The following is a 20,519-nucleotide window of genomic DNA, read 5'->3' on the forward strand; positions in this document are numbered from 1 at the left end:
TATCGCGTGATGAACACCCCAGCCAAAGAAGTGCCCGTTCTGAATATCGCGAACATCCTCACCGTCGTGCGGATCGTGCTCGTCCCCTTCTTCGTCTGGTTCCTCGCCGCCGATGAAAGCACGGGCGGGCTGTTCCGCTGGCTTGCTGTGGTCACCTTCGCCGTGGCGATCTACACCGACAAGCTCGACGGTGACCTCGCGCGCAGCCGCGGGCTGATCACCGACTTCGGAAAGATCGCCGACCCGATCGCGGACAAGCTGCTGATCGGCTCTGCACTGATCATGCTCTCGATCCTCGGGGAACTCTGGTGGTGGGTCACCATCGTGATCCTCGTCCGCGAAGTGGGCATCACCCTGCTGCGTTTCGCCGTGATCCGCTACGGCGTCATGCCGGCCTCGCGCGGGGGCAAGCTCAAGACCGTCGTCCAGACAGTGGCCATCCTGGTCTTCCTCCTCCCGTTCGCCAGCACCCCCGGCGCGTGGGGCTGGTGGATCGCGGCGGCCTTCATGGCGGCGGCCCTGGTGATCACCGTGGTGACCGGCCTCGACTACATCCGGCAGGCCGCACAGCTGCGGGCCAAGGCCCGCTCCAACGGACAGCAGTGAACGCTGCCGACGTCGTCGCGGCCGCCCTGGCCGCGCGCGTCACCGTCGGGACCGCCGAATCCTTGACCGCCGGGCAGGTATCGGCGGCGCTGGCCGATGTGCCGGGAGCGTCAGGAACGCTGCGCGGCGGGATCGTCGCCTATGCCAACGAAGTGAAGCGGGACGTGCTTGGAGTCGACGCGGCGCTGCTCGACTCAGCGGGCTCGGTGGATCCCGGCGTGGCCGCGCAGATGGCCGAGGGTGCCCGCCGGGTGCTCGGCGTCGATGCGGCCGTCTCCACCACCGGAGTGGCAGGGCCAGCCCCGCACGACGGGCAGCCGGTGGGCACCGTTTTCATCGCCGTGGCCACCGCGGACGGGACCGAGGTGCGAAGGTTCGGCTTCCCCGGCGGACGGGCGGCCATCCGCGCCGCATCCTGCGCGGCCGCCCTCGACCTGCTCGGAGGGGCCATCCTTAGGGAACAAATGTGAAGACACACTAGTTATCAATACAGCGAGCCGTTGATAAGGTTGACGACTCAGGCCCTAGAATTTCGGGCTGGACCGACTATGCATTCTCCGCTTCCCGGCGGGTCCGCATTTACGAGGGAGCAAGGCGATACAGATGGTAAGACAACCCGTATCCGTAAACGGCGTGGTCCGTTGGCGCGATGTGGGGTTGGCAGATGACGCACAACGCAAGCCTAAGGAGCGCAAATTGGTCGTACTACGCCATGAGATCGGCGACGTCCTCCGGGACGTGCGCCAGCGCCAGGGCCGTACGCTGCGTGAAGTCTCCCACAGTGCAAGGGTTTCCCTGGGTTACCTGAGCGAAGTGGAGCGCGGCCAGAAGGAAGCGTCATCTGAACTCCTCTCATCGATCTGCAGCGCGCTGGACGTACCACTGTCCTCGATGCTGCGGGAGGTCAGCGACCGGCTCGCGGAGGCGGAGGGTGTCTCAGTGCCGGACACCGTCCCGCAGGAATTCTCCCGCGAGTTCGAAAACAACATCCCCGACGATCTCACCGAAAACTTCCGCAGGGGCCTGGCGGCAACGAACCGCTAGGCAGCAGCGATCGATCCAGGGCCCGCCCACCGGCGGGCCCTGTCGCTGTTTAAGGGCGGCCCTGTTTGAGGGCGGCCTGCGGGCCCGGGGCTACCAGTTGTCCTTGGCGTAGGTGGCGTTGAGCTGGGCGATCAGGTGGCCGAGCTGCTCGAGGTCGTGAACGTCCCAGTCGGCCATCAACTCGTGGAAGGCCTGCTTGCGGGCGGTCTGCGCACTGACGAGCTGCTCGGTGCCCGCCGGCGTGAGCGAGATGGCCTGGGCGCGCCCGTCGAGCGGATCGGCCTCCTTCTGGACCAGCCCGAGCTGTTCGAGCATGGCGATCTGCCGGCTGACCGACGGTTTGCCCACACCGACGCTCGCGGCGATATCGGTGAGCCGCATCGAGCCTTCCTGCTGCAGGATCACCAGGAGGCCGTAGGCGGCGGGCTCCATCTCGGGGTGCACCCGGCGGGCCACCTTGTAGGAATTGGACCGCGCGCGCCTCCAGAGCATGCTCAGTTGCTGCTCAAGCGCCACGATGGCGGAATCCACTGCGGCGTCGGAACTGCTGGGGTCGACTGTCATACCGCTTATTCTATGGTTCGCGGTCCCCGCAGCCGCCCCGCTGCGCGTAACGGATCCGCAACCCCGCCCGGCGCCGCCCGAACACGGGGATGCATCCCCGCGCGCCGATGGGGCATCCTGTAGGAACAGCCAACAACGAAGGATGGACAATGCGGCTCAGCGACTTCTGGCGGCTGATGGACGACGAGTTCGGCGCCTCCTACTCACGGAGCCTTGCGGGTGATCTCGTGATCGGTGAACTGGGGGACCGTACGGCCCTTGACGCCCTGCGGGCGGGCATCGACCCGCGGCGTGTCTGGGAGGCCGTCTGCGCGGCGCAGGACGTGCCCCGCGAGCGGTGGCTGGGGCGGGACGTCAAACCGCGGGCGCGCAGCCGGGCCGAGTAGGACACGCCGGTAATCCACCTAATTCATTCGAATATCTGTTCGGACAGCGATATGCTTGGAGGACGGGTTCTGCCGGTTTTTTCACATACCGGGCGGGCTCCCAAGACTGTCAGAGCCGGCCGGTAGGGTCGGAACGAACACGCAAACGGCCCGCCGGGTTTCGTAAGCCCAGGGCACAACCAACCGAGGTGAACAATGGCCGCACCAGCCGACCGCGAGAAAGCACTGCAAGCTGCCCTCGCGCAGATTGACAAGCAGTATGGCAAGGGCTCAGTCATGCGGCTTGGTGATGAGACCCGGGCTCCCATCGAAACCATCTCCACGAGCTCCATCGCCCTTGACGCCGCACTCGGCATCGGAGGCCTGCCCCGCGGCCGCGTCGTCGAGATCTACGGCCCGGAGTCCTCGGGTAAGACCACGGTGGCCCTCCACGCGGTGGCCAGCGCCCAGCGCAACGGTGGCATCGCGGCGTTCATCGACGCCGAGCACGCCCTCGACCCCGAATACGCCAAGAAGCTGGGGGTGGACACCGACGCCCTCCTGGTGTCCCAGCCCGACACGGGTGAGCAGGCGCTGGAAATCATGGACATGCTCGTTGGATCCGGATCCATCGACATCGTGGTCATCGACTCCGTCGCGGCGCTGGTTCCCCGCGCGGAAATCGAAGGCGAGATGGGCGACAGCCACGTCGGCCTGCAGGCCCGGCTCATGAGCCAGGCCCTCCGGAAGATCACCGGCCGCCTGAGCCAGACCAAGACCACAGCGATCTTCATCAACCAGCTCCGCGAGAAGATCGGCGTATTCTTCGGCAGCCCCGAGACCACAACCGGTGGCAAGGCGCTGAAGTTCTACGCCTCCGTCCGCATCGACGTCCGCCGGATCGAGACCCTCAAGGAGGGCGTGAACCCGGTCGGCAACCGCACCCGCGCCAAGATCGTCAAGAACAAGATGGCTCCGCCCTTCAAGCAGGCCGAGTTCGACATCCTCTACGGCCACGGCATCTCCCGCGAGGGCGGGCTGATCGACGTGGGCGTGGAGAACGGGCTGGTCAAGAAGTCCGGCGCCTGGTTCACCTACGACGGCGACCAGCTCGGCCAGGGCAAGGAGAATGCCCGTAAGTTCCTCATCGACAACCCGGACCTCGCCGACGAGCTGGAGCGGAAGATCCGCGTCAAGCTCGGAATCGACGAACAGCCCGAAGAGCATGAGGACGGGCCCAAGCTGAAGGCCGTCGGAGGAGAGTAGCCGCCGTGGCGGCAAGTGGGTCCTGGGGGCGGCCGGCCGACGGTCCGCCGCCCTCCGGGGGGTCCTCCTCCGAAAAGGCGCCGTTCGGGTCCTCCGGCCGCTCATCGTCCTTCGGGTCATCCTCCGGCAGGTCCTCCTCCGGCAGGTCGTCCTTCGGCTCCTCGACCGGCAGGTCCTCCTTCGGGTCATCCTCGGGTAGGTCCTCCTTCGGCTCCTCGACCGGCCAGTCGTCCGTGGGCGGGCAGGGGGCGCGGCCGCGCCGCCGGCGGAAGGCCGAACGCGAGGCCAAGGACTCCTCCTTCGGGCCCGTCGTCGGCCGCTCCGCGGACCTCCCGCCTGAGCACGAAGGGGACGCCCCCGGGCCCTGGGACTCCTCGGATCCCGGCCATGCCGGCGAGGGAGCACCCGGCGCGGCCCGCAGGTCAGCGGCCGGAAGGACCACAGCCCGCGGGCGCCGGCGAACGCGCGCCGGGGACGGCGCAGCCGGGGAGGCGCTCTCCGGCGGGCCGCTCTCCGGCGGGCAGGCGTTCGGAGAGCCCGGGCCCGGGGAGCCGGCGCCCGCAGAACCAGCACCAGGGAAGACCCGGTCCGGTGATTCCCCCGATGCGTCGGATCCGCTCGCCCTCGCGCGGTCGATCGTGCTGCGCCAGCTCGCGATGGCCCCGCGCAGCCGGCACCAGCTGGCCACCAAGCTTTCGGAGCGCGGCGTTCCGCCGGAGGCCGCCGCCGCGGTCCTCGACCGCTTCGAAGAGGTCCAGCTCATTGACGACGCGGAATTCGCCCGCATGTGGGTGCGGAGCCGCTCCGCCACCCGTTCCCTGGCCCGCTCGTCCCTGAAGCGGGAACTGGCCGACAAGGGGGTGGACCCTGCCCTCGCCGAAGACGCCCTCGCCCAGGTCAGCGACGACGACGAACGCGATGCCGCACGGGAGCTGATCCAGCGGAAGCTGCGGCCCGGCGCGGACCTGTCGGACCGCGCGGCACGGGATAAGGAGATCCGCCGGCTCGTCTCAATGCTCGCCCGGAAGGGCTATGCCCCGGGTCTGGCCTTCGCGCTCGTCAAGGACGCCCTGGACGAACGGCACGCCGCCCCCGACTGATGATGCCGCAACGCAGGAATTCCCGCCGGCACCGCCTGCACGGTTGAGCCGCTGCGCCGGGTGTCCCGGGCCGGCCGTGGAGACCGCGACCCGCTTCCCGGTGGCCGGTCACGGGTGGCCCGGCCCTGACCGGCCGGCGGCGATTGTGGGCCGGTGGTGGAGCGGTCGTACCCTTAACCCGTGAGTATTACTGTCCCCGCACCCTTCCCCGCTGAACCGTCGGCAGTCCCGGCTGCGGCGGCGTCCCCCGGCAGCCAGCGCACGTATGAAGTGCGCACCTTCGGATGCCAGATGAACGTCCACGACTCGGAGCGCATCTCGGGGCTCCTCGAGGATGCGGGACTCACTCCGGCCAGCGGCGGACAGGCCGACGTCGTCGTCTTCAACACCTGCGCCGTCCGGGAGAACGCCGACAACAAGCTTTACGGGAACCTCGGCATGCTCGCCCCCGTGAAGGAGGCCAACCCGGGGATGCAGATCGCGGTCGGCGGCTGCCTGGCTCAGAAGGACCGGGAGTCCATCCTCCGCAAGGCGCCTTGGGTCGACGCGGTCTTCGGCACCCACAACATCGGGGCGCTGCCGGCCCTGCTTGAACGCGCCCGGCACAACGACGAGGCCCAGCTTGAGATCCTCGAATCCCTCGATGTGTTCCCCTCGACGCTGCCCACGAAGCGGGATTCCGTGTACGCGGGGTGGGTCTCCATTTCGGTCGGGTGCAACAACACCTGCACCTTCTGCATTGTGCCCTCGCTCCGCGGGAAGGAGCGCGACCGGCGGCCGGGGGAGATCCTCGCCGAGATCGAGGCGCTCGTGGCCGACGGCGCCATCGAAGTGACTCTGCTGGGACAGAACGTGAACTCCTACGGCGTCGAATTCGGCGACCGTGGCGCGTTCGCGAAACTGCTCCGGGCCTGCGGCGGCATCGAGGGCCTGGAACGGGTCCGCTTCACCAGTCCGCACCCGGCGGCGTTCACCGACGATGTCATCGACGCCATGGCCGAGACCCCGAATGTGATGCCGCAGCTCCACATGCCCCTTCAGTCCGGCTCCGACCGCATCCTGAAGGCGATGCGGCGCTCCTACCGGTCGGCGAAGTTCCTCGGCATCCTGGACCGGGTGCGCGAGCGGATGCCCTCCGCCGCGATCTCGACCGACATCATCGTCGGCTTCCCCGGCGAGACCGAGGAGGACTTCCAGGCCACCCTCGACGTCGTCGAGAAGTCCCGGTTCGCGACCGCCTTCACCTTCCAGTACTCCCGGCGGCCCGGCACCCCCGCGGCGGACCTGCCGGACCAGCTGCCCAAGCACGTGGTGCAGGAGCGCTTCGAGCGCCTCACCGCGCTGCAGGACCGCATCGCGGAGGAGGAAAACGCCCGCCAGGTCGGCCGCCGCGTCGAGGTCCTGGTGACGGCCCACCAGGGCCGCAAGGGCGGTGAGACCCACCGCCTGACGGGTCGGGCCCAGGACCAGCGGCTTGTCCACTTCAGCGTTCCCTCCGGCGCCGAGGTGCCGCGGCCCGGCGACCTCGTCACGGTTCCGGTCACCCACGCCGCACCCTTCCACCTGCTGTCCGATCCCACAGCCGCGGAGTATTCGCTCCGGCGCTCCCGTGCCGGAGACGCCTGGGACCGCAGCCAGGCGGACTCGTGCGGAGCTCCGGTCCCCGGTGGCCGGCCGGGCGCGGCGGCGGGCGTGTCCCTGGGCATGCCGGGACTGCCGCCACGCCGCTCCACGCCTTGACGTCCCGGACCGGAACCTCCGGACCCTCCGGCGGCCCCGGCGGAACCCAATCCACGCCCGGCAGCTCCGCAGGGGCCCGCGCCGCCGGTGACGCCGCCGGTGGGCCTGTCCCGGACGCCCCGGAGAAGGTCACCGGCGGGCCCGTCGTAGCCGTCGTGGGCCCGACCGGTACCGGAAAATCCGACCTGGCCATCGCCCTCGCCCTGGAACTCGGCGGCGAGGTAATCAATGCCGATGCGCTCCAGTTCTACCGGGGCATGGACATCGGTACGGCCAAGGTGCCGCTGGAGGAGCGCCGCGCGGTTCCACACCACCTGCTCGACATCCTCGACATCCGCCAGGAGGCGAGCGTCGCCGCCTACCAGGCAGAGGCCCGGCAGGCCATCGACGCGGTCCGGGCACGTGGCAGGGTGCCGGTGCTGGTCGGCGGCTCGGGCCTTTACGTCCGCGCCGCCCTCGACCGCCTCGAGTTCCCCGGCACCGATCCTGCCCTGCGGGCGCGCCTGGAGTCCGAGCTCGCGGCAGGGGGGTCTGCCGCCCTGCGCATCCGCCTCGCTCAGGTCGATCCGGTGTCGGCGGCCCGGATCGCCGATGACCGCCGGCTCGTGCGCGCCCTCGAGGTCGCCGAGCTGACCAAGCGACCCTTCAGCTCCTTCATGCCCGACCGCCAGTACTATGCACCGGCCGTGCAGATCGGCCTGTCGGTCGACCCGCAGGAACTGCAGGTGCGGCTCGCGGAGCGGGTGCATGCGATGGTCCGCAGTGGCCTGCTGGAGGAGGTGCGGTCCCTCGACGCCCGGGGGCTGCGCGAAGGTCGCACCGCTTCCCGGGCGCTTGGATACTCCCAGTTCCTCCAGGTCCTCGACGGCACCCTCAGCGAATCGGCGGCTATCGAGGACACCGTCGTGGCGACCCGGAAGTTCGCCAAGCGCCAGCGCACCTGGTTCCGGGGAGACCCGCGGGTGCAGTGGATCCCGTGGCGCGCGCCGGACCTGCTTGCACGCTCCCTCCGGCTCGCCCGCGCCGCGGGGACCCTATCCTAGAGGGGTGAGCACCGCACCCATCCAGCAGGCCCCGACCGTATCGCCCCTCACCGGTGTGCCCTTCACGAAGGGCCACGGGACGGGCAACGACTTCGTCCTCCTCCTCGACCCGGAGGCCGCCCTGGACCTCCGCCCCGACGCCGTCGCCGCGGTGTGCGACCGCCACCTCGGGGTCGGTGCCGACGGACTGATCCGTGCGGTGCGCTCCGAGCACCTCCCGGAAGGGCGCGCGCTGCTCGCAGGGCACCCCGACGCCGAGTGGTTCATGGACTACCGCAACGGTGACGGGTCGGTATCCGAGATGTGCGGCAACGGTGTCCGGGTCTTCGTCCACTACCTGATCAGCCGGGGGCTGGTCACCCTGGACGACGGGGCCGCGGTGTCCGTGGCGACCCGCGCCGGCGTCAAGGTGGTCTCCCGGTCGACGGACGGATACTCCGTCGACATGGGCCCCTGGGAGTTCATCCATCCCGGGGAGGCCGCCTCCCGGGCGACGGACTCGACGGTCGAGGCGGCGGGCCTGGGTGTGCCGCGGCCGGCGCTCTCGGTGAGCATGGGCAATCCGCACACCGTCGTGGCCCTCGCGGGGCTCGACGAGCTCGCGGCGCCCCCGCTGGTGGAGGCCCCGGTGGTCACGCCGGTGCCTCCGCACGGAACCAACGTCGAATTCGTCGTCCCCGCGGAGCCCCTCATCGAGGACGGCGTCGGCAGGCTCACGATGCGGGTGCACGAGCGCGGGGTGGGGGAGACCTGGTCCTGCGGCACCGGGGCGTGCGCCGCCGCTGCGGCCACCCGCTACTGGGCCGGCCCGCAGTCGCCCCTGCGCTGGGCCGTCCGCGTCCCGGGCGGAGTGCTCGGGGTCGTGTTCCATGCCGGCGCCGACGGACGCGAGCACGTCGACCTCAGCGGGCCCGCCGTCCTCGTCGCCGAGGGCACACTGCTGGGCGCCTGAGCGGGCCGCGGATGCGCGGGGCCCGGGCGACAGGCCGACTGTTCACCGCGACAGGCCCACTGTTCAACGCGACGCACCCTCCGCATGCAGGGCGCTACCGGTCATGCACCCCGGGCCTGCGGCCGCGGGTCAGCCGGCCGGACGGGTGACGTGGAGGATGCGAAAGGACTTCGCCGTGTCTGCGCGGCGCACGGCGAAGCCGTCCGGGAGCGCCTCGGAGAGCCAGCGCTGCAGCGAATCGGCCCCAAGGTTCTTCTGCACGACGAGCCACGCCTCGCCGCCGGGCGCCAGCCGGGGCAGCCAGCGCAGCAGGAGCCCATGGAGTTCGGCCTTGCCGATCCGGATGGGTGGATTCGACCAGATGGTGTCGAACTCGAGGGAAGGGTCGACGTCGTCCGGGGTGCCGGCCCGGACATTGGACAGGCCGAGGCGGGCCGCATTGTCCCGGGTCAGGGCGATGCACCGCTCATTGACGTCCACGGCGTACACCTGGGCCTCCGGGGCCTTCAGGGCGAGGGTCAGGGCGAGCGGGCCCCAGCCGCTGCCGACGTCGAGCAGGCGCGTGCCGCGCGGCTCGGGGACCGAGCCGAGCAGGATGGCCGTGCCCTTGTCGATGCCGTCGGGACTGAAGAGGCCCGACGACGTCACCAGGTCGCGCTGCTCCCCGTCGAGGACAACCGACAGCGGCCGCCGGACGCCCGGGCCGGCGGGCTGGGGGCTGAAGTAGTGCTGGGATTCCATAAGCGTCAAGCCTAGTGCCGACCGGGCCGTGCCCCGGATTCCGGCCGCCAGGACCGTCAATTGCTGTTGCGCGCAGAGTGAATTCGCTGGGCGCCCGGTTCACCTGCTACTAGCATGTAAGGACGCAATGACAAAGGAGAACATGACCACGAACCACGAAGGATCGACCGGAGCCGAGATGGGACCCGCGGAGATCCAGGCTGTCATCGACCGGATTCTCGCCCACGACGAGGCGGTCGCGTCCAAATCCTCGGCGGCAGCCAAGCCCCCGGCCGGTGACGGATCGGCCGGCGGAGCCCCGGCAACGTGGCGCTCCCGTGCGCAGGCCCTTTCGTCCTCCGCACAGGAGCACTCGGACTTCGACGGCGACCAGGAGCACCTCGCCGAGCGGCACGCCCTGCGCCGGGTCGCCGGCCTGTCGACCGAACTCGAGGACGTCACCGAGGTCGAATACCGGCAGCTGCGCCTCGAGCGCGTTGTCCTCGCCGGCCTGTGGAGCGACGGCACGGCGCAGGACGCCGAGAACTCGCTCCAGGAACTCGCCGCCCTCGCAGAGACCGCCGGCTCGGAGGTGCTCGATGGCATGGTCCAGCGGCGCCTGAAGCCCGATCCGGCCACCTTCCTCGGCTCCGGTAAGGCACAGGAGCTCAAGGACGTGGTGGCGGCCGTCGGAGCCGACACCGTCATTGTCGACAGCGAACTGTCCCCCTCCCAGCGCAGGGGCCTCGAGGACATCGTGAAGGTGAAGGTCATCGACCGGACCGCCCTGATCCTCGACATCTTCGCCCAGCACGCCCAGTCCCGCGAGGGCAAGGCCCAGGTTGAACTCGCCCAGCTCGAATACCTCCTGCCGCGGCTGCGTGGCTGGGGCGAATCGATGTCCCGGCAGGCCGGAGGCCAGGTCGGCAGCGCCGGTGCCGGAATGGGCTCCCGCGGTCCGGGTGAGACGAAGATCGAACTTGACCGCCGGAAGATCCGCACCCGCATGGCCAAGCTGCGCCGCGAGATCGCCGGCATGAAGCCGGCCCGGGAGACCAAACGGTCGAACCGGCGCCGCAACCAGGTGCCCTCGGTCGCCATCGCCGGGTACACCAATGCCGGGAAGTCCTCGCTGCTGAACCGGCTCACCGACGCCGGCGTGCTGGTGGAGAACGCCCTGTTCGCGACCCTTGACCCGACGGTGCGCCGGGCCGAGACAACCGACGGCCTCGGGTACACCCTCGTGGACACCGTCGGCTTCGTCCGGTCGCTGCCCACCCAGCTCGTCGAGGCCTTCCGCTCAACCCTCGAGGAGGTGGCGGACGCCGACCTGATCCTCCACGTCGTCGACGCCTCCCACCCCGACCCCGAAGGGCAGATTGCCGCCGTGCGCACGGTCCTCGCGGAGGTCGACGCCCGGAACATCCCCGAGATCATCGTGCTCAACAAGGCCGACGCCGCCGACCCGTTCGTCCTCGAACGGCTCCGCCAGCGGGAGCCGCGCCACGTCGTCGTCTCGGCCCGCACCGGCCAGGGCATCGACGAACTGCGCATGCAGATCAGCACCTCCATCCCCAGGCCCGGGGTGCGTATGTCCCTGCTGGTTCCCTACGACCACGGGGAGATCATCAGCAGGCTCCACGAGGAGGACGCGGAAATCCTCTCGCTTGACCACGCCGAGGAGGGAACCCTGCTTGAGGTGATGGTGAGGGAGGGCCTGGCCGCGGAGCTCGAGCCGTACCTGAGGCATGAGTAAAGGGCGCGAGCCCGACGCGCTGGACCTGCTGGATGCCGCCGTCGCGGCGATGGGCGGTGAAAGCCGTGCCGGCCAGCATGAGATGGCGCGCCGGGTGAGCGAGGCCATCGACACCGGGGAGCACCTGCTCGTCCAGGCCGGCACCGGAACGGGAAAGTCGCTGGCCTACCTGCTGCCGCTGATCGCGCACGCCATCGACAGCGACAAACCCTCGATCGTTTCGACGGCAACCCTGGCCCTGCAGGCGCAGATCGTGGGCCGTGACCTGCCCCGGCTGCTGTCGGCGGTTCAGCCGCACCTTCCCCGGCCCGTGGACGTCGCCCTCCTCAAGGGGCGGTCGAACTACGTGTGCCTGCACAAGACGGCGGGCGGATTCCCGGAGGAGGACGCCCCCGACGCCCTGTTCAGCCTCGGCGAGGACGCCGTCCAGCACCCCGGCGCGGCACCTGCCGCGCCGGGCAGCGCGCTCGGCCGCGAGGTGGTGCGCCTCCGCGAGTGGGCCGAGGAGACCGGGACCGGTGACCGCGACGAACTGCTGCCGGGCGTCAGTGATCGGGCCTGGCGCCAGGTGTCGGTCAGCAGCCTCGAGTGCCTTGGTGCCCAGCGGTGCCCGGTGGCCAAGGAGTGCTTCAGTGAACGTGCCCGGGAGGCCGCCGCGACCGCCGACATCGTCATCACCAACCATGCGATGCTGGCCATCAGCGCCTTCGAGGGCCTCGCCGTGCTCCCGGACTACGACGTCGTCGTCATCGACGAGGCGCACGAACTCCACGACCGGGTCACCGGGGCGGTCTCCGGGCAGCTCTCGGCGTCGATGGTCTCAGCGGCCGCGACGGCGGTGCGCCGGCACGCCTCCCTGCGCACCGACGCGCTCGACTCCGCCGGCAAGGCCCTGGAGGAGGCCTGTGCGCTCCTGCCCTCCGGGCTGATGCCCGGACGCCTTCCCGAGGAGCTCGGGCTCGCCCTGGAGCAGGTGCGCGATGCCTCCCGGACCGCCCTTTCGGACACGAAGCCCGACGGCAAGGCCGACGGCCCGGGGGACGCCGACGGCGGCCGGCAGCAGGCCCGGGGGCGGCTCGGCCTCGTCTTCGAGGTGGCCGAGCGGCTGCTCGCGGCAGCTGAGGCCGGTGAGGTCGTCTGGGCCTCCCGCCCCAGTACCTTCACCCCGGGCGCCGGCTACTCGATGGCCGACGAAAGCGCGCCGGCCATCCTCAACGTGGCGCCGCTGTCGGTCGCCGGGCGCCTCCGTGAGGGATTGTTCGAAGACCACACCGTCGTGCTGACCTCGGCGACCCTCGCGATCGGCGCCGAATTCGGGCCCGTGGCCGGCTCCCTCGGGCTGACCGGTGCGGGCGCGCCGTCCTGGACCGGGGTGGACGTGGGAAGCCCCTTCGACTACCCCCGCCAGGGGGTGCTGTATGTGGCCAAGGACCTGCCCAAGCCCGAGCGGGGCACCTCCGAGGCGCAGTTGGCCGAGCTGGCCGCGCTGCTGAAGGCATCCCGCGGCGGAGCGCTCGGGTTGTTCTCCTCCCGCCGCGCCGCAGAGGAGGCGGCCGAGGCGCTGCGCCCACTCGTCGACTTCGAGATCCTGTGCCAGGGCGAGGCCTCGCTTCCCTCGCTCGTCCAGCAGTTCGCCGATGAGCCGGACACCTGCCTGTTCGGCACCCTGTCCCTGTGGCAGGGAGTCGATGTGCCGGGGCAGTCCTGCCGGCTCGTGGTGATCGACCGGATTCCCTTCCCGCGCCCCGACGACCCGCTGATGACCGCCCGGACCCGGGCGGTGGCCCGCGCCGGCGGCAATGGGTTCATGAGCGTCTCCGCCACGCACGCCGCAGTGCGGCTCGCGCAGGGGGCGGGGCGCCTGATCCGGGCCTCCGGAGACCGCGGCGTGGTCGCGGTCCTCGACTCGCGGCTTGCCAATGCCCGCTACGGATCCTTCCTGCGCGCAGCCCTGCCGCCGTTCTGGCACACCACCGACCGGACGACGGCGCTCGGGATCCTCGAGCGGGTCGCCGCAGGCTAGGGGAGTCCGGCCGCGGGAACCGTGCCCGACCGGCTTGATGACTGCCGGTGGGGCGCCCTGTGCGGGCGCCCGGGTCCCGGGCCGGGCCGGGCCGGGTCCCGGAGGCAACCCGCCGTGCCCGCCGGTCCCACCGTCAGTGACCGCCCGGTGCTAGGTGGACGCCGCGCGGACCGCCCGGTTCCTGCCCTGAGACTTCGCGGTGTAGAGCGCGGCGTCCGCCGCCGCGATGACCGCCTCCAATCCGCCGTCGGCCGGCCCGGCGTCGGCGATCCCGAAGCTGACGGTGGGGAGCGGGAACCCCTGCGGCGTCCGCGACCCCAGCAGGACCCGGCTGATCTCCGCGCTGACGGCCTCCGCGCGTTCCGCGTCGGCGCCGCTGAGGAGGATGATGAACTCCTCGCCGCCGTAGCGCCCGACCAGGTCGGTGGACCGCACCGAGCGGGAGCACGCCGCCGCAAAGGCCTGGAGTGCCGTGTCGCCGGCGGCGTGCCCGTAGGTGTCGTTCACTTCCTTGAACCGGTCGAGGTCCGCCAGGATCAGCGCCGCCGGGATCCCGGCGCCCTTGAGGCGCTCGAGTTCCCGGGTCGCCCGGTCAAGGAACCCGGAGCGGTTGAGCAGCCCGGTCAGGCCGTCGCGCGCCGCCTTGCGCCGCAGGTTGCGGGTGACCTGGTCATTGCTCAGCGCGGCCATGGTGAAGGACACCACCACCAGGAGGGTGAGGGTGATCAGTGTGGTCACGGCGGATCCGAAGAGGGTCTGGAAGACGCGCCCGTCCACGCCCCCGACGACGAAGGCGACGGCGCGCCCGAGGTAGAACACCGAGAGGAAGCCCGATGCCACCGCCAGCGGCAGCTGGGTCCGGACGAGGTGCGGAGCGGGCCGCCACACCGCCCAGGCGGCGAGGCCGAAGAGCAGCGACATCATGGCCAGGAAGACTTCCCCGCCGGACCAGGGGTTCACTGCGGGGTGGCCCAGTGCCGAGGCGAGGGCGGTCAGCAGGGGCGCGGCGGCGAGCTGTGCCACCGGCGGACGGCCCTTATGCAGGGAGCGCGCCGCCGCCCAGACGGCCGCCGCGCCGGCCACGAGCAGCGTGTTGCCCAGCGGGTTCGCCCAGCGTTGGTGGATTGTGCCGTCGAGGAGGAAGGCCGCCGAGCCGGCCAGGAACAGTCCGATGGCCGCACACCACCAGGCGCTGTAGGCCGAGCGGGTGCGGCGGAAGGTCACGAGGTAGAACAGCACGAGCTGGATCAGTGCCACCACGCCGAATGCGACCCTCAGGGTTGAGGTATCAAGCGGCATCCGGCGGGCCCTCCGTTCCGTGCGACATGCCGCCAGTATCGCACCGGGCGGCGACATTCCCCCGAGGCTCCGGCGCGTGGCGGCCCCGGAGCCCCTTGTGCCGTCGGCGCCGGCGGTGAAAGCCGCCCGGGCTAGAGGGCGCGCATCACCGAGACGACCTTGCCCATGATGCTCGCGTGATCGCCCAGGATCGGTTCGTACCGGGTGTTCTGCGGAAGCAGCCAGGTGTGCCCGTCCCGCTGGCGGAAGGTCTTCACCGTCGCCTCGTCGTCAAGCAGGGCGGCGACGATCTCGCCGTTCTGCGCGCTCTGCTGGCGGCGCACGACCACCCAGTCGCCGTCGCAGATGGCGGCGTCGATCATCGAGTCCCCGGAAACCCGGAGCATGAACAGTTCGCCGTGCCCGACGAGCTGCCGCGGCAGCGGCATGACATCCTCGACGACCTGATCGGCGAGGATCGGGCCGCCGGCGGCGATCCGTCCCACCATGGGAACCATCGCCGTGTCGACCGCGCCGGAAAACTCCGGGCCGGTGCCCGGCCTGTCCTGCTGAGGCGCCGCGGCGTCGGCCAGGGTCAGGGGCAGGAGGATCTCCATGGCCCGGGGCCGCTTGGGATCCCTGCGGATATATCCGAGCCGCTCCAGCTGGGACAGCTGGTGCGTGACGCTTGAGAGGCTCGCAAGTCCGACGGTGTCGCCGATCTCGCGCATCGACGGCGGATACCCGTTGGCGCCGATCGACCGCTGGATGGTTTCAAGGATCTTCATCTGGCGCGGCGTCAGGCCCTTGGGCACCGTCCGGCCCCGTGGACGTCCCCGCACGGGGGCGCCGGTCGGAAGCGCTGCGGCCGCCTCTCCCGCCGGGACGGCCGGAGCCGCCCGCCCCTCTTCCGCTGCCCGCTCTGCCACTGGTTCTGTCCCTTCGCTGCGCCGCCACCTGCGCCGGGAAGTCCCGGCTGACCCATTGTGTCGGTGGCACGTGGTGTTGTCAGGTTGCCGCCGTCCGCCGGCAGGGCCGGACTACGCGTCTTCCTATGAGGCCAACGGTAGGCCAGCACGGACCTGTTTTCAAACATATGTTCGAGCGAGTCTCGACAAAGCTCGATGACAGGTGCTAAGAATAAGCAGGACGAAATAGAAGACATGTTCGAATTAACCGTTCGAACCCGTTGGACTTATTCGAAACTCCAGAAGAGGTACACGTCATGACCGCAATACCAGGCCCGCTCAGTGCCCCCGCAGGATCCGCCGCGGCGGGTGGCCTCCGGTCCCTCGGTGCAACGGGCGGGGGCCGTCTTCCCAGTCAGCGGGATACGGACCTTCCGCGGCTGCGGCTGACCCGGCGCGGCAGGGTGCTCCTGGTGGGGGTGCCGCTGGTGCTGCTCGCGGCCTCCCTTGTCCTCCTCGCGGCGTCCATGACGGCGCCGGCCAAGGCCGGCAGCGACACCGCCCAGCCGGCCGACACGGTGAGTGTCAACGTGGCGCCGGGGGAGACGCTCTGGTCGCTGGCGGGCGAATTCGCCCCCGACCGGGATCCGCGCGACGTCGTCTCGGAGATCGTCGAACTCAACGGGCTCGGCTCCTCGACGGTGCAGGCGGGCCAGATCGTCGCACTGCCCGTCTCCAGGTAACCCGGACCGCCCGTGGCGGCCGGTCGGCGCCCCGCCTCAATTCAGCACTCCGGCGGACCTTCGCTTAAGCTCGGTGGGTGAGGAACCGCCTTGAGTCCCTGTCCCGCCTTCCGCTGCGCGAGAACCTTGTGGGGTTATCTCCCTACGGTGCCCCGCAGATTGACGTTCCGATCCTGCTCAACGTCAACGAGAACACCCACGGGGTGCCTGCCGAGGTCCGCAGCGCCATCGTCGAGGCGGTGCAGGCGGCCGCCCTCGGGCTGAACCGCTATCCGGACCGCGAGTTCACCGAGTTGCGCGGGAACCTTGCCCGCTACCTTGGTGGGGGAGTCACGGCGGAGCAGGTCTGGGCCGCCAACGGCTCCAACGAGGTGCTCCAGCAGATCCTCCAGGCGTTCGGAGGGCCGGGGCGCACCGCGATCGGCTTCCCTCCGACGTACTCGATGTATCCCCTGCTCGCCAGCGCCACCGACACCCGCTACGTCACGGCCGCCCGCGACGCCGCCTTCCAGCTGGACGCCGGGTACGTCGCCCGCGAGGTCGCCTCCTCCGGCGCCAATGTCGTCTTCCTCTGCTCTCCCAACAACCCCACGGGGACGGCGCTGGGGCTCGACGTCGTGGAGGCCGCCTACGAGGCCGGGGCGGCGGCCCGCGCCATCATCATCGTGGACGAGGCCTACGCCGAGTTCTCCCACGCCGGCACGCCCAGCGCCATCACCCTGCTGCCCGGACGGGAGCGGCTCATCGTCTCCCGCACCATGAGCAAGGCGTTCGCACTGGCCGGAGCCCGGCTCGGGTACCTCGCTGCCGCGCCCGAGGTCGCCGATGCGCTGCGCCTGGTCCGCCTGCCCTATCACCTCTCGGCGATCACCCAGGCCGCCGCCAACGCCGCCCTGACCCACTCCGCCACCCTCCTGGCCAACGTTGAGGCGATCAAGGTCCAGCGCGACCGCATCGTGACCGAACTCGCGGGGCTGGGCCTGTCGCCGGCCCCGTCCGACGCCAACTTCGTGCTGTTCGGCGGCCTGGCGGACCCACAGCGGGTCTGGCGGGGCCTGCTCGAGGCGGGGGTGCTGATCCGCGACGTCGGGATTCCGGGCCACCTTCGGGTGACGGCCGGCACGGAGAGGGAAACCACAGTGTTCCTCGAGTCACTGAAGCACCTGCTCTGAGCGGCGTCTCCTAGACTGGAAGGGAGCGTGCGCCGCCCCTCCGTCCGGACGGCGGCCCGCACCGATGCGAAAACCCTAGCGAAGGACACCAATGACCGTGGAGATCTCCGCCGCCCGCACCGCGCGGATCGAGCGGACCACCAGCGAATCCAGCGTGTACCTCGAGGTGAACCTCGACGGCACGGGTACCTCGGACATCAGTACCACAGTGCCGTTCTATGACCACATGCTCACCGCACTCGCCAAGCACTCCCTGATCGACCTGACGGTGAAGGCCACCGGCGATACGCACATCGACGTCCACCACACCGTCGAGGACACGGCCATCGCCTTCGGCGAGGCCCTGCGGGGGGCCCTGGGCACCAAGGCCGGGATCCGGCGCTTCGGCGAGGCGACGGTTCCCCTCGACGAGGCTCTGGCGAATGCCGTCGTCGACATCTCGGGCCGTCCGTTCCTTGTGCACGGCGGCGAACCGGCGGGCCAGGAATACCACCTCATCGGGGGCCACTTCACCGGGTCGCTGACGCGCCACATCTTCGAGGCCATCGCGCTGCACGCCGGGATCTGCCTGCACCTGACGGTGCTCGCCGGCCGGGACCCCCACCACATCGTTGAGGCGCAGTTCAAGGCCTTCGCGCGCGCCCTCCGGGCCGCGGTGGAGTCCGACCCTCGGGTCGAGGGCATTCCGTCGACGAAGGGGGCACTGTGAGCGCGCCCAAGGTGACGGTGCTCGACTACGGCTCGGGCAACGTCCGCTCCGTGGTGCGGGCCCTCGAACACGTCGGCGCCGAGGTCACCCTAAGCGCCAAATCGCAGGACGTGCTGAACGCCGACGGGCTCGTCGTGCCGGGTGTCGGGGCCTTCGCGGCCGTGATGAAGGGCCTCAAGGATGTCGATGCGCTGCGCCTCATCGGCCGCCGCGTGGCCGGCGGACGGCCCGTCCTCGGCATCTGCGTGGGCCTGCAGATCCTCTTCGACGAAGGCGTTGAGCACGGGGTGCGCACCGCCGGGATGGGGGAGTGGCCGGGCAAGGTCGAGCGGCTCCAGGCCGAGGTGGTGCCCCACATGGGGTGGAACACCGTCAGCCCGCCCGAGGGCTCGGTGCTCTTTCGGGGCATCGAGGACGAGCGGTTCTACTTCGTCCACTCCTACGGGGTCCAGCACTGGGACTTCGACGTCAGCCAGCCGATGATGAAGCCACCGCAGGTCACCTGGTCCGACCACGGCGGCCGGTTCATCGCCGCCGTCGAGAACGGCCCGCTCTCGGCCACCCAGTTCCATCCCGAAAAATCCGGCGACGCCGGAGCCCAACTGCTGCGCAACTGGATCGGCAGGGTGGGCTAGCCGTGCTCAGCGTCATCCTGATGGGCGTCGCCGGCCTGCTGATCGGCGGAGCGCTGTCCTTCCGGTCCCAGGGCTTTCCCAAGGCGCTCATCATCAGCTTCTGGGTCCTCGCCGGCATGGCCCTCATCGGGGCGTACCTCTTCACCCTGGAGGCGTAGGCCCTGCTGGGCCCCACGCGGTGCGCAGGCGCGGCGGGGCCCCCAGCGGGCCGGCGCCCGCCCGCCTCCGCCGTCCCCGATCCCGACCCCTGCCCCCACACCATCCGGCCCACCGGCCGCCGTCCACCGAAAGAAGCCCATGAGCCCGTTCACCGACTCACCCAACCTGGAACTCCTCCCCGCCGTCGACGTCGCCGACGGCCAGGCCGTCCGCCTCGTGCAGGGGGCCGCCGGCAGCGAAACCAGCTACGGGGACCCCCTCGACGCGGCGCTGGCCTGGCAGGAGGACGGCGCCGAATGGGTCCACCTCGTGGACCTCGACGCCGCCTTCGGGCGGGGCTCGAACCGGCCGCTCCTCGAGAAGGTCGTCCGCAGGCTCGATATCAAGGTGGAGCTCTCCGGTGGAATCCGCGACGACGAGTCGCTCGACGCCGCCCTTTCCCTGGGGGCCACCAGGGTGAACCTCGGCACGGCCGCCCTCGAGAACCCGGAATGGACCGCCAGCGCCATCGCCCGCTACGGCGACGCGATCGCCGTCGGCCTCGATGTGCGCGGCACCACCCTGGCCGCCCGCGGCTGGACCCAGGAGGGCGGGGACCTGTGGGAGGTGCTGAAGCGGCTCGAAGACGCCGGATGCGCCCGTTACGTCGTCACCGACGTCACCAAGGACGGCACCCTGCAGGGACCGAACCTAGCCCTCCTTGAGCAGGTGCTCGAGCGGACGAGCCGGCCGGTCGTGGCATCGGGGGGCATCTCCACCCTCGACGATATTGCGGCGCTGCGCCAGCTGGTGCCCGGCGGCCTCGAGGGAGCGATCGTCGGCAAGGCCCTCTACGCCGGGGCGTTCACCCTGCCGCAGGCCCTGGATGTTGCCGGGCGCCCGGCGTCCCGGGAATGACCCGCCAACTCCCGGCACACATCGCGGCCGCCCTGGCGGGGAATACAACCGACTCCGCCGGGCGGCCCTGGGCCGGACGTGACCTTTCGGGCAGCGGAAACCCACTCCATAACTTCGACGAGGACGACGGGCAGGCCGACCCCGGCTGCTCGGACGCAGTCCGGGCCCTGATCGGCGGCACCGGCAGTGAGGAGCAGGTGATCCAGGCGCTGGCCCCGGCGCGGGTCTTCATCCCCATCGTGGCCCAGCTCGCCGGCACCGCAGAGGGCGCCCACGGGATCGCCACCGACAAGGAAGCCGACATGGCCCTGGTGACGCTGCGGGCTCCGGACGGCCGGTCGGCGCTGCCGGTGTTCACCTCCTCGGACCTGCTCGCGGCGTGGCACTCCGAGGCCCGCCCGGTGGCCGCCTACGCTGCGCGCGCGGCCCTTGCCGCCGTCGCCGAGAAGGCCGAACTGCTCGTGGTGGACCCGGGAGCCGACTTCACCTTCGTGGTGCGCCGCCCGGCGGTGTGGGCCCTGGCCCAGCAGGAGACCTGGACGCCGTCCTACCGGAGCCCCGACCTGAGCGGCATCGTCGCCCCGATCGTCGGCGGCGAGGAGGCCGTCGTCGACGTCGTGCTTGAGCCGGGGTCCGGGGTACCTGCACGGACCGCTGGCGGTAGGCTTGTCTCCGGCGGCGGAGCCGGCCCCGAGCTTCGGATGAGCGTCCGCCTGCAGCCCGGGCTCAGCCCGACCGCCGTCCGGGACCTGGTGGAGCGCCTGCGCGCCTCCCTGCAGGCCCGCCGGGAGTTCGTCGAGCGTGTCGACTCCCTGGAGATCCGAATAACCAGCTGACCG

Annotated in this window: 22 protein-coding genes; 18 read left to right on the forward strand and 4 right to left on the reverse strand. The window is 70.7% G+C overall.

Features of this window, described 5'->3' with window-relative positions:
* The first annotated feature begins 9 nt into the window (after positions 1-9).
* The 3 genes from pgsA to ACX80W_RS09235 all read left to right on the forward strand — a co-directional run bounded on the left by pgsA (position 10) and on the right by ACX80W_RS09235 (position 1,650).
* Positions 10-606 (forward strand): CDP-diacylglycerol--glycerol-3-phosphate 3-phosphatidyltransferase, encoded by a 597-nt coding sequence (gene pgsA, locus ACX80W_RS09225; protein WP_459282624.1) that lies wholly within the window; start codon positions 10-12, stop codon positions 604-606.
* Positions 603-1,076, forward strand: a complete 474-nt coding sequence (locus ACX80W_RS09230; RefSeq protein WP_459282516.1) for a CinA family protein — start codon at positions 603-605, stop codon at positions 1,074-1,076. Before pgsA ends, ACX80W_RS09230 begins: the two co-directional genes overlap by 4 nt.
* A 133-nt stretch (positions 1,077-1,209) precedes the next feature.
* Positions 1,210-1,650: a helix-turn-helix domain-containing protein gene (locus tag ACX80W_RS09235; RefSeq protein ID WP_459282518.1), complete on the forward strand. Its 441-nt coding sequence runs from the start codon at positions 1,210-1,212 to the stop codon at positions 1,648-1,650.
* Positions 1,651-1,740: 90 nt separating this feature from the next.
* Here ACX80W_RS09235 and ACX80W_RS09240 read toward each other — a convergent pair whose 3' ends face one another.
* A complete protein-coding gene (locus ACX80W_RS09240; protein WP_459282520.1) occupies positions 1,741-2,214 on the reverse strand; it encodes a MarR family winged helix-turn-helix transcriptional regulator in 474 nt (157 codons plus the stop codon).
* 149 nt (positions 2,215-2,363) lie between these two features.
* Between ACX80W_RS09240 and ACX80W_RS09245 the strand changes: the two genes are divergently transcribed.
* From ACX80W_RS09245 to dapF, 6 genes are all read left to right on the forward strand, one after another.
* Entirely contained in the window at positions 2,364-2,600 is a 237-nt protein-coding gene (locus ACX80W_RS09245) for a DUF3046 domain-containing protein (protein ID WP_459282522.1), read from the forward strand.
* A gap of 195 nt (positions 2,601-2,795) precedes the next feature.
* A complete protein-coding gene (gene recA / locus ACX80W_RS09250) occupies positions 2,796-3,845 on the forward strand; it encodes a recombinase RecA (protein WP_459282524.1) in 1,050 nt (349 codons plus the stop codon).
* A 5-nt stretch (positions 3,846-3,850) separates the two neighbouring features.
* Positions 3,851-4,945: a regulatory protein RecX gene (locus tag ACX80W_RS09255; RefSeq protein ID WP_459282526.1), complete on the forward strand. Its 1,095-nt coding sequence runs from the start codon at positions 3,851-3,853 to the stop codon at positions 4,943-4,945.
* A gap of 180 nt (positions 4,946-5,125) precedes the next feature.
* A complete protein-coding gene (gene miaB, locus ACX80W_RS09260) occupies positions 5,126-6,685 on the forward strand; it encodes a tRNA (N6-isopentenyl adenosine(37)-C2)-methylthiotransferase MiaB (protein WP_459282528.1) in 1,560 nt (519 codons plus the stop codon).
* Between the two features lie 155 nt (positions 6,686-6,840).
* Positions 6,841-7,728, forward strand: a complete 888-nt coding sequence (miaA, locus tag ACX80W_RS09265) for a tRNA (adenosine(37)-N6)-dimethylallyltransferase MiaA (RefSeq protein WP_459282626.1) — start codon at positions 6,841-6,843, stop codon at positions 7,726-7,728.
* Between the two features lie 4 nt (positions 7,729-7,732).
* Positions 7,733-8,680, forward strand: a complete 948-nt coding sequence (gene dapF, locus ACX80W_RS09270) for a diaminopimelate epimerase (RefSeq protein ID WP_459282530.1) — start codon at positions 7,733-7,735, stop codon at positions 8,678-8,680.
* 129 nt (positions 8,681-8,809) lie between these two features.
* Here the strand turns inward: dapF and ACX80W_RS09275 are convergent, their stop codons facing one another.
* Positions 8,810-9,421: a class I SAM-dependent methyltransferase gene (locus ACX80W_RS09275; protein WP_459282532.1), complete on the reverse strand. Its 612-nt coding sequence runs from the start codon at positions 9,419-9,421 to the stop codon at positions 8,810-8,812.
* 127 nt (positions 9,422-9,548) lie between these two features.
* Here ACX80W_RS09275 and hflX point away from each other — a divergent pair, with 127 nt between their 5' ends.
* Both hflX and ACX80W_RS09285 read left to right on the forward strand, forming a co-directional pair.
* Positions 9,549-11,156, forward strand: a complete 1,608-nt coding sequence (gene hflX / locus ACX80W_RS09280) for a GTPase HflX (protein ID WP_459282534.1) — start codon at positions 9,549-9,551, stop codon at positions 11,154-11,156.
* Positions 11,149-13,179, forward strand: coding sequence for an ATP-dependent DNA helicase (locus ACX80W_RS09285; protein WP_459282536.1), 2,031 nt, complete (start codon positions 11,149-11,151; stop codon positions 13,177-13,179). Before hflX ends, ACX80W_RS09285 begins: the two co-directional genes overlap by 8 nt.
* 150 nt (positions 13,180-13,329) lie before the next feature.
* Here ACX80W_RS09285 and ACX80W_RS09290 read toward each other — a convergent pair whose 3' ends face one another.
* Positions 13,330-14,478 (reverse strand): GGDEF domain-containing protein, encoded by a 1,149-nt coding sequence (locus tag ACX80W_RS09290; RefSeq protein ID WP_459282538.1) that lies wholly within the window; start codon positions 14,476-14,478, stop codon positions 13,330-13,332.
* A gap of 131 nt (positions 14,479-14,609) precedes the next feature.
* On the reverse strand, positions 14,610-15,299 hold the full coding sequence (gene lexA, locus ACX80W_RS09295) for a transcriptional repressor LexA (RefSeq protein ID WP_459282628.1): 690 nt from the start codon (positions 15,297-15,299) through the stop codon (positions 14,610-14,612).
* Between the two features lie 383 nt (positions 15,300-15,682).
* Here lexA and ACX80W_RS09300 point away from each other — a divergent pair, with 383 nt between their 5' ends.
* The 7 genes from ACX80W_RS09300 to ACX80W_RS09330 all read left to right on the forward strand — a co-directional run bounded on the left by ACX80W_RS09300 (position 15,683) and on the right by ACX80W_RS09330 (position 20,516).
* Positions 15,683-16,108: a LysM peptidoglycan-binding domain-containing protein gene (locus ACX80W_RS09300; protein WP_459282540.1), complete on the forward strand. Its 426-nt coding sequence runs from the start codon at positions 15,683-15,685 to the stop codon at positions 16,106-16,108.
* Between the two features lie 77 nt (positions 16,109-16,185).
* Positions 16,186-17,280, forward strand: coding sequence for a histidinol-phosphate transaminase (locus tag ACX80W_RS09305; protein WP_459282541.1), 1,095 nt, complete (start codon positions 16,186-16,188; stop codon positions 17,278-17,280).
* A 91-nt stretch (positions 17,281-17,371) separates the two neighbouring features.
* Entirely contained in the window at positions 17,372-17,989 is a 618-nt protein-coding gene (gene hisB, locus ACX80W_RS09310; protein ID WP_459282543.1) for an imidazoleglycerol-phosphate dehydratase HisB, read from the forward strand.
* A complete protein-coding gene (gene hisH / locus ACX80W_RS09315; protein WP_459282545.1) occupies positions 17,986-18,624 on the forward strand; it encodes an imidazole glycerol phosphate synthase subunit HisH in 639 nt (212 codons plus the stop codon). Before hisB ends, hisH begins: the two co-directional genes overlap by 4 nt.
* Before the next feature lie 2 nt (positions 18,625-18,626).
* Positions 18,627-18,782 carry a CG2302 family histidine operon protein gene (locus ACX80W_RS09320; RefSeq protein ID WP_459282546.1) on the forward strand — a complete coding sequence of 52 codons (156 nt, stop codon included), beginning with the start codon at positions 18,627-18,629 and terminating at the stop codon, positions 18,780-18,782.
* 139 nt (positions 18,783-18,921) lie between these two features.
* Entirely contained in the window at positions 18,922-19,680 is a 759-nt protein-coding gene (gene priA, locus ACX80W_RS09325) for a bifunctional 1-(5-phosphoribosyl)-5-((5-phosphoribosylamino)methylideneamino)imidazole-4-carboxamide isomerase/phosphoribosylanthranilate isomerase PriA (RefSeq protein WP_459282547.1), read from the forward strand.
* Positions 19,677-20,516, forward strand: coding sequence for an SseB family protein (locus tag ACX80W_RS09330; protein ID WP_459282549.1), 840 nt, complete (start codon positions 19,677-19,679; stop codon positions 20,514-20,516). Before priA ends, ACX80W_RS09330 begins: the two co-directional genes overlap by 4 nt.
* Positions 20,517-20,519: the final 3 nt, after the last annotated feature.

This window comes from Arthrobacter melezitosi (assembly GCF_054511055.1).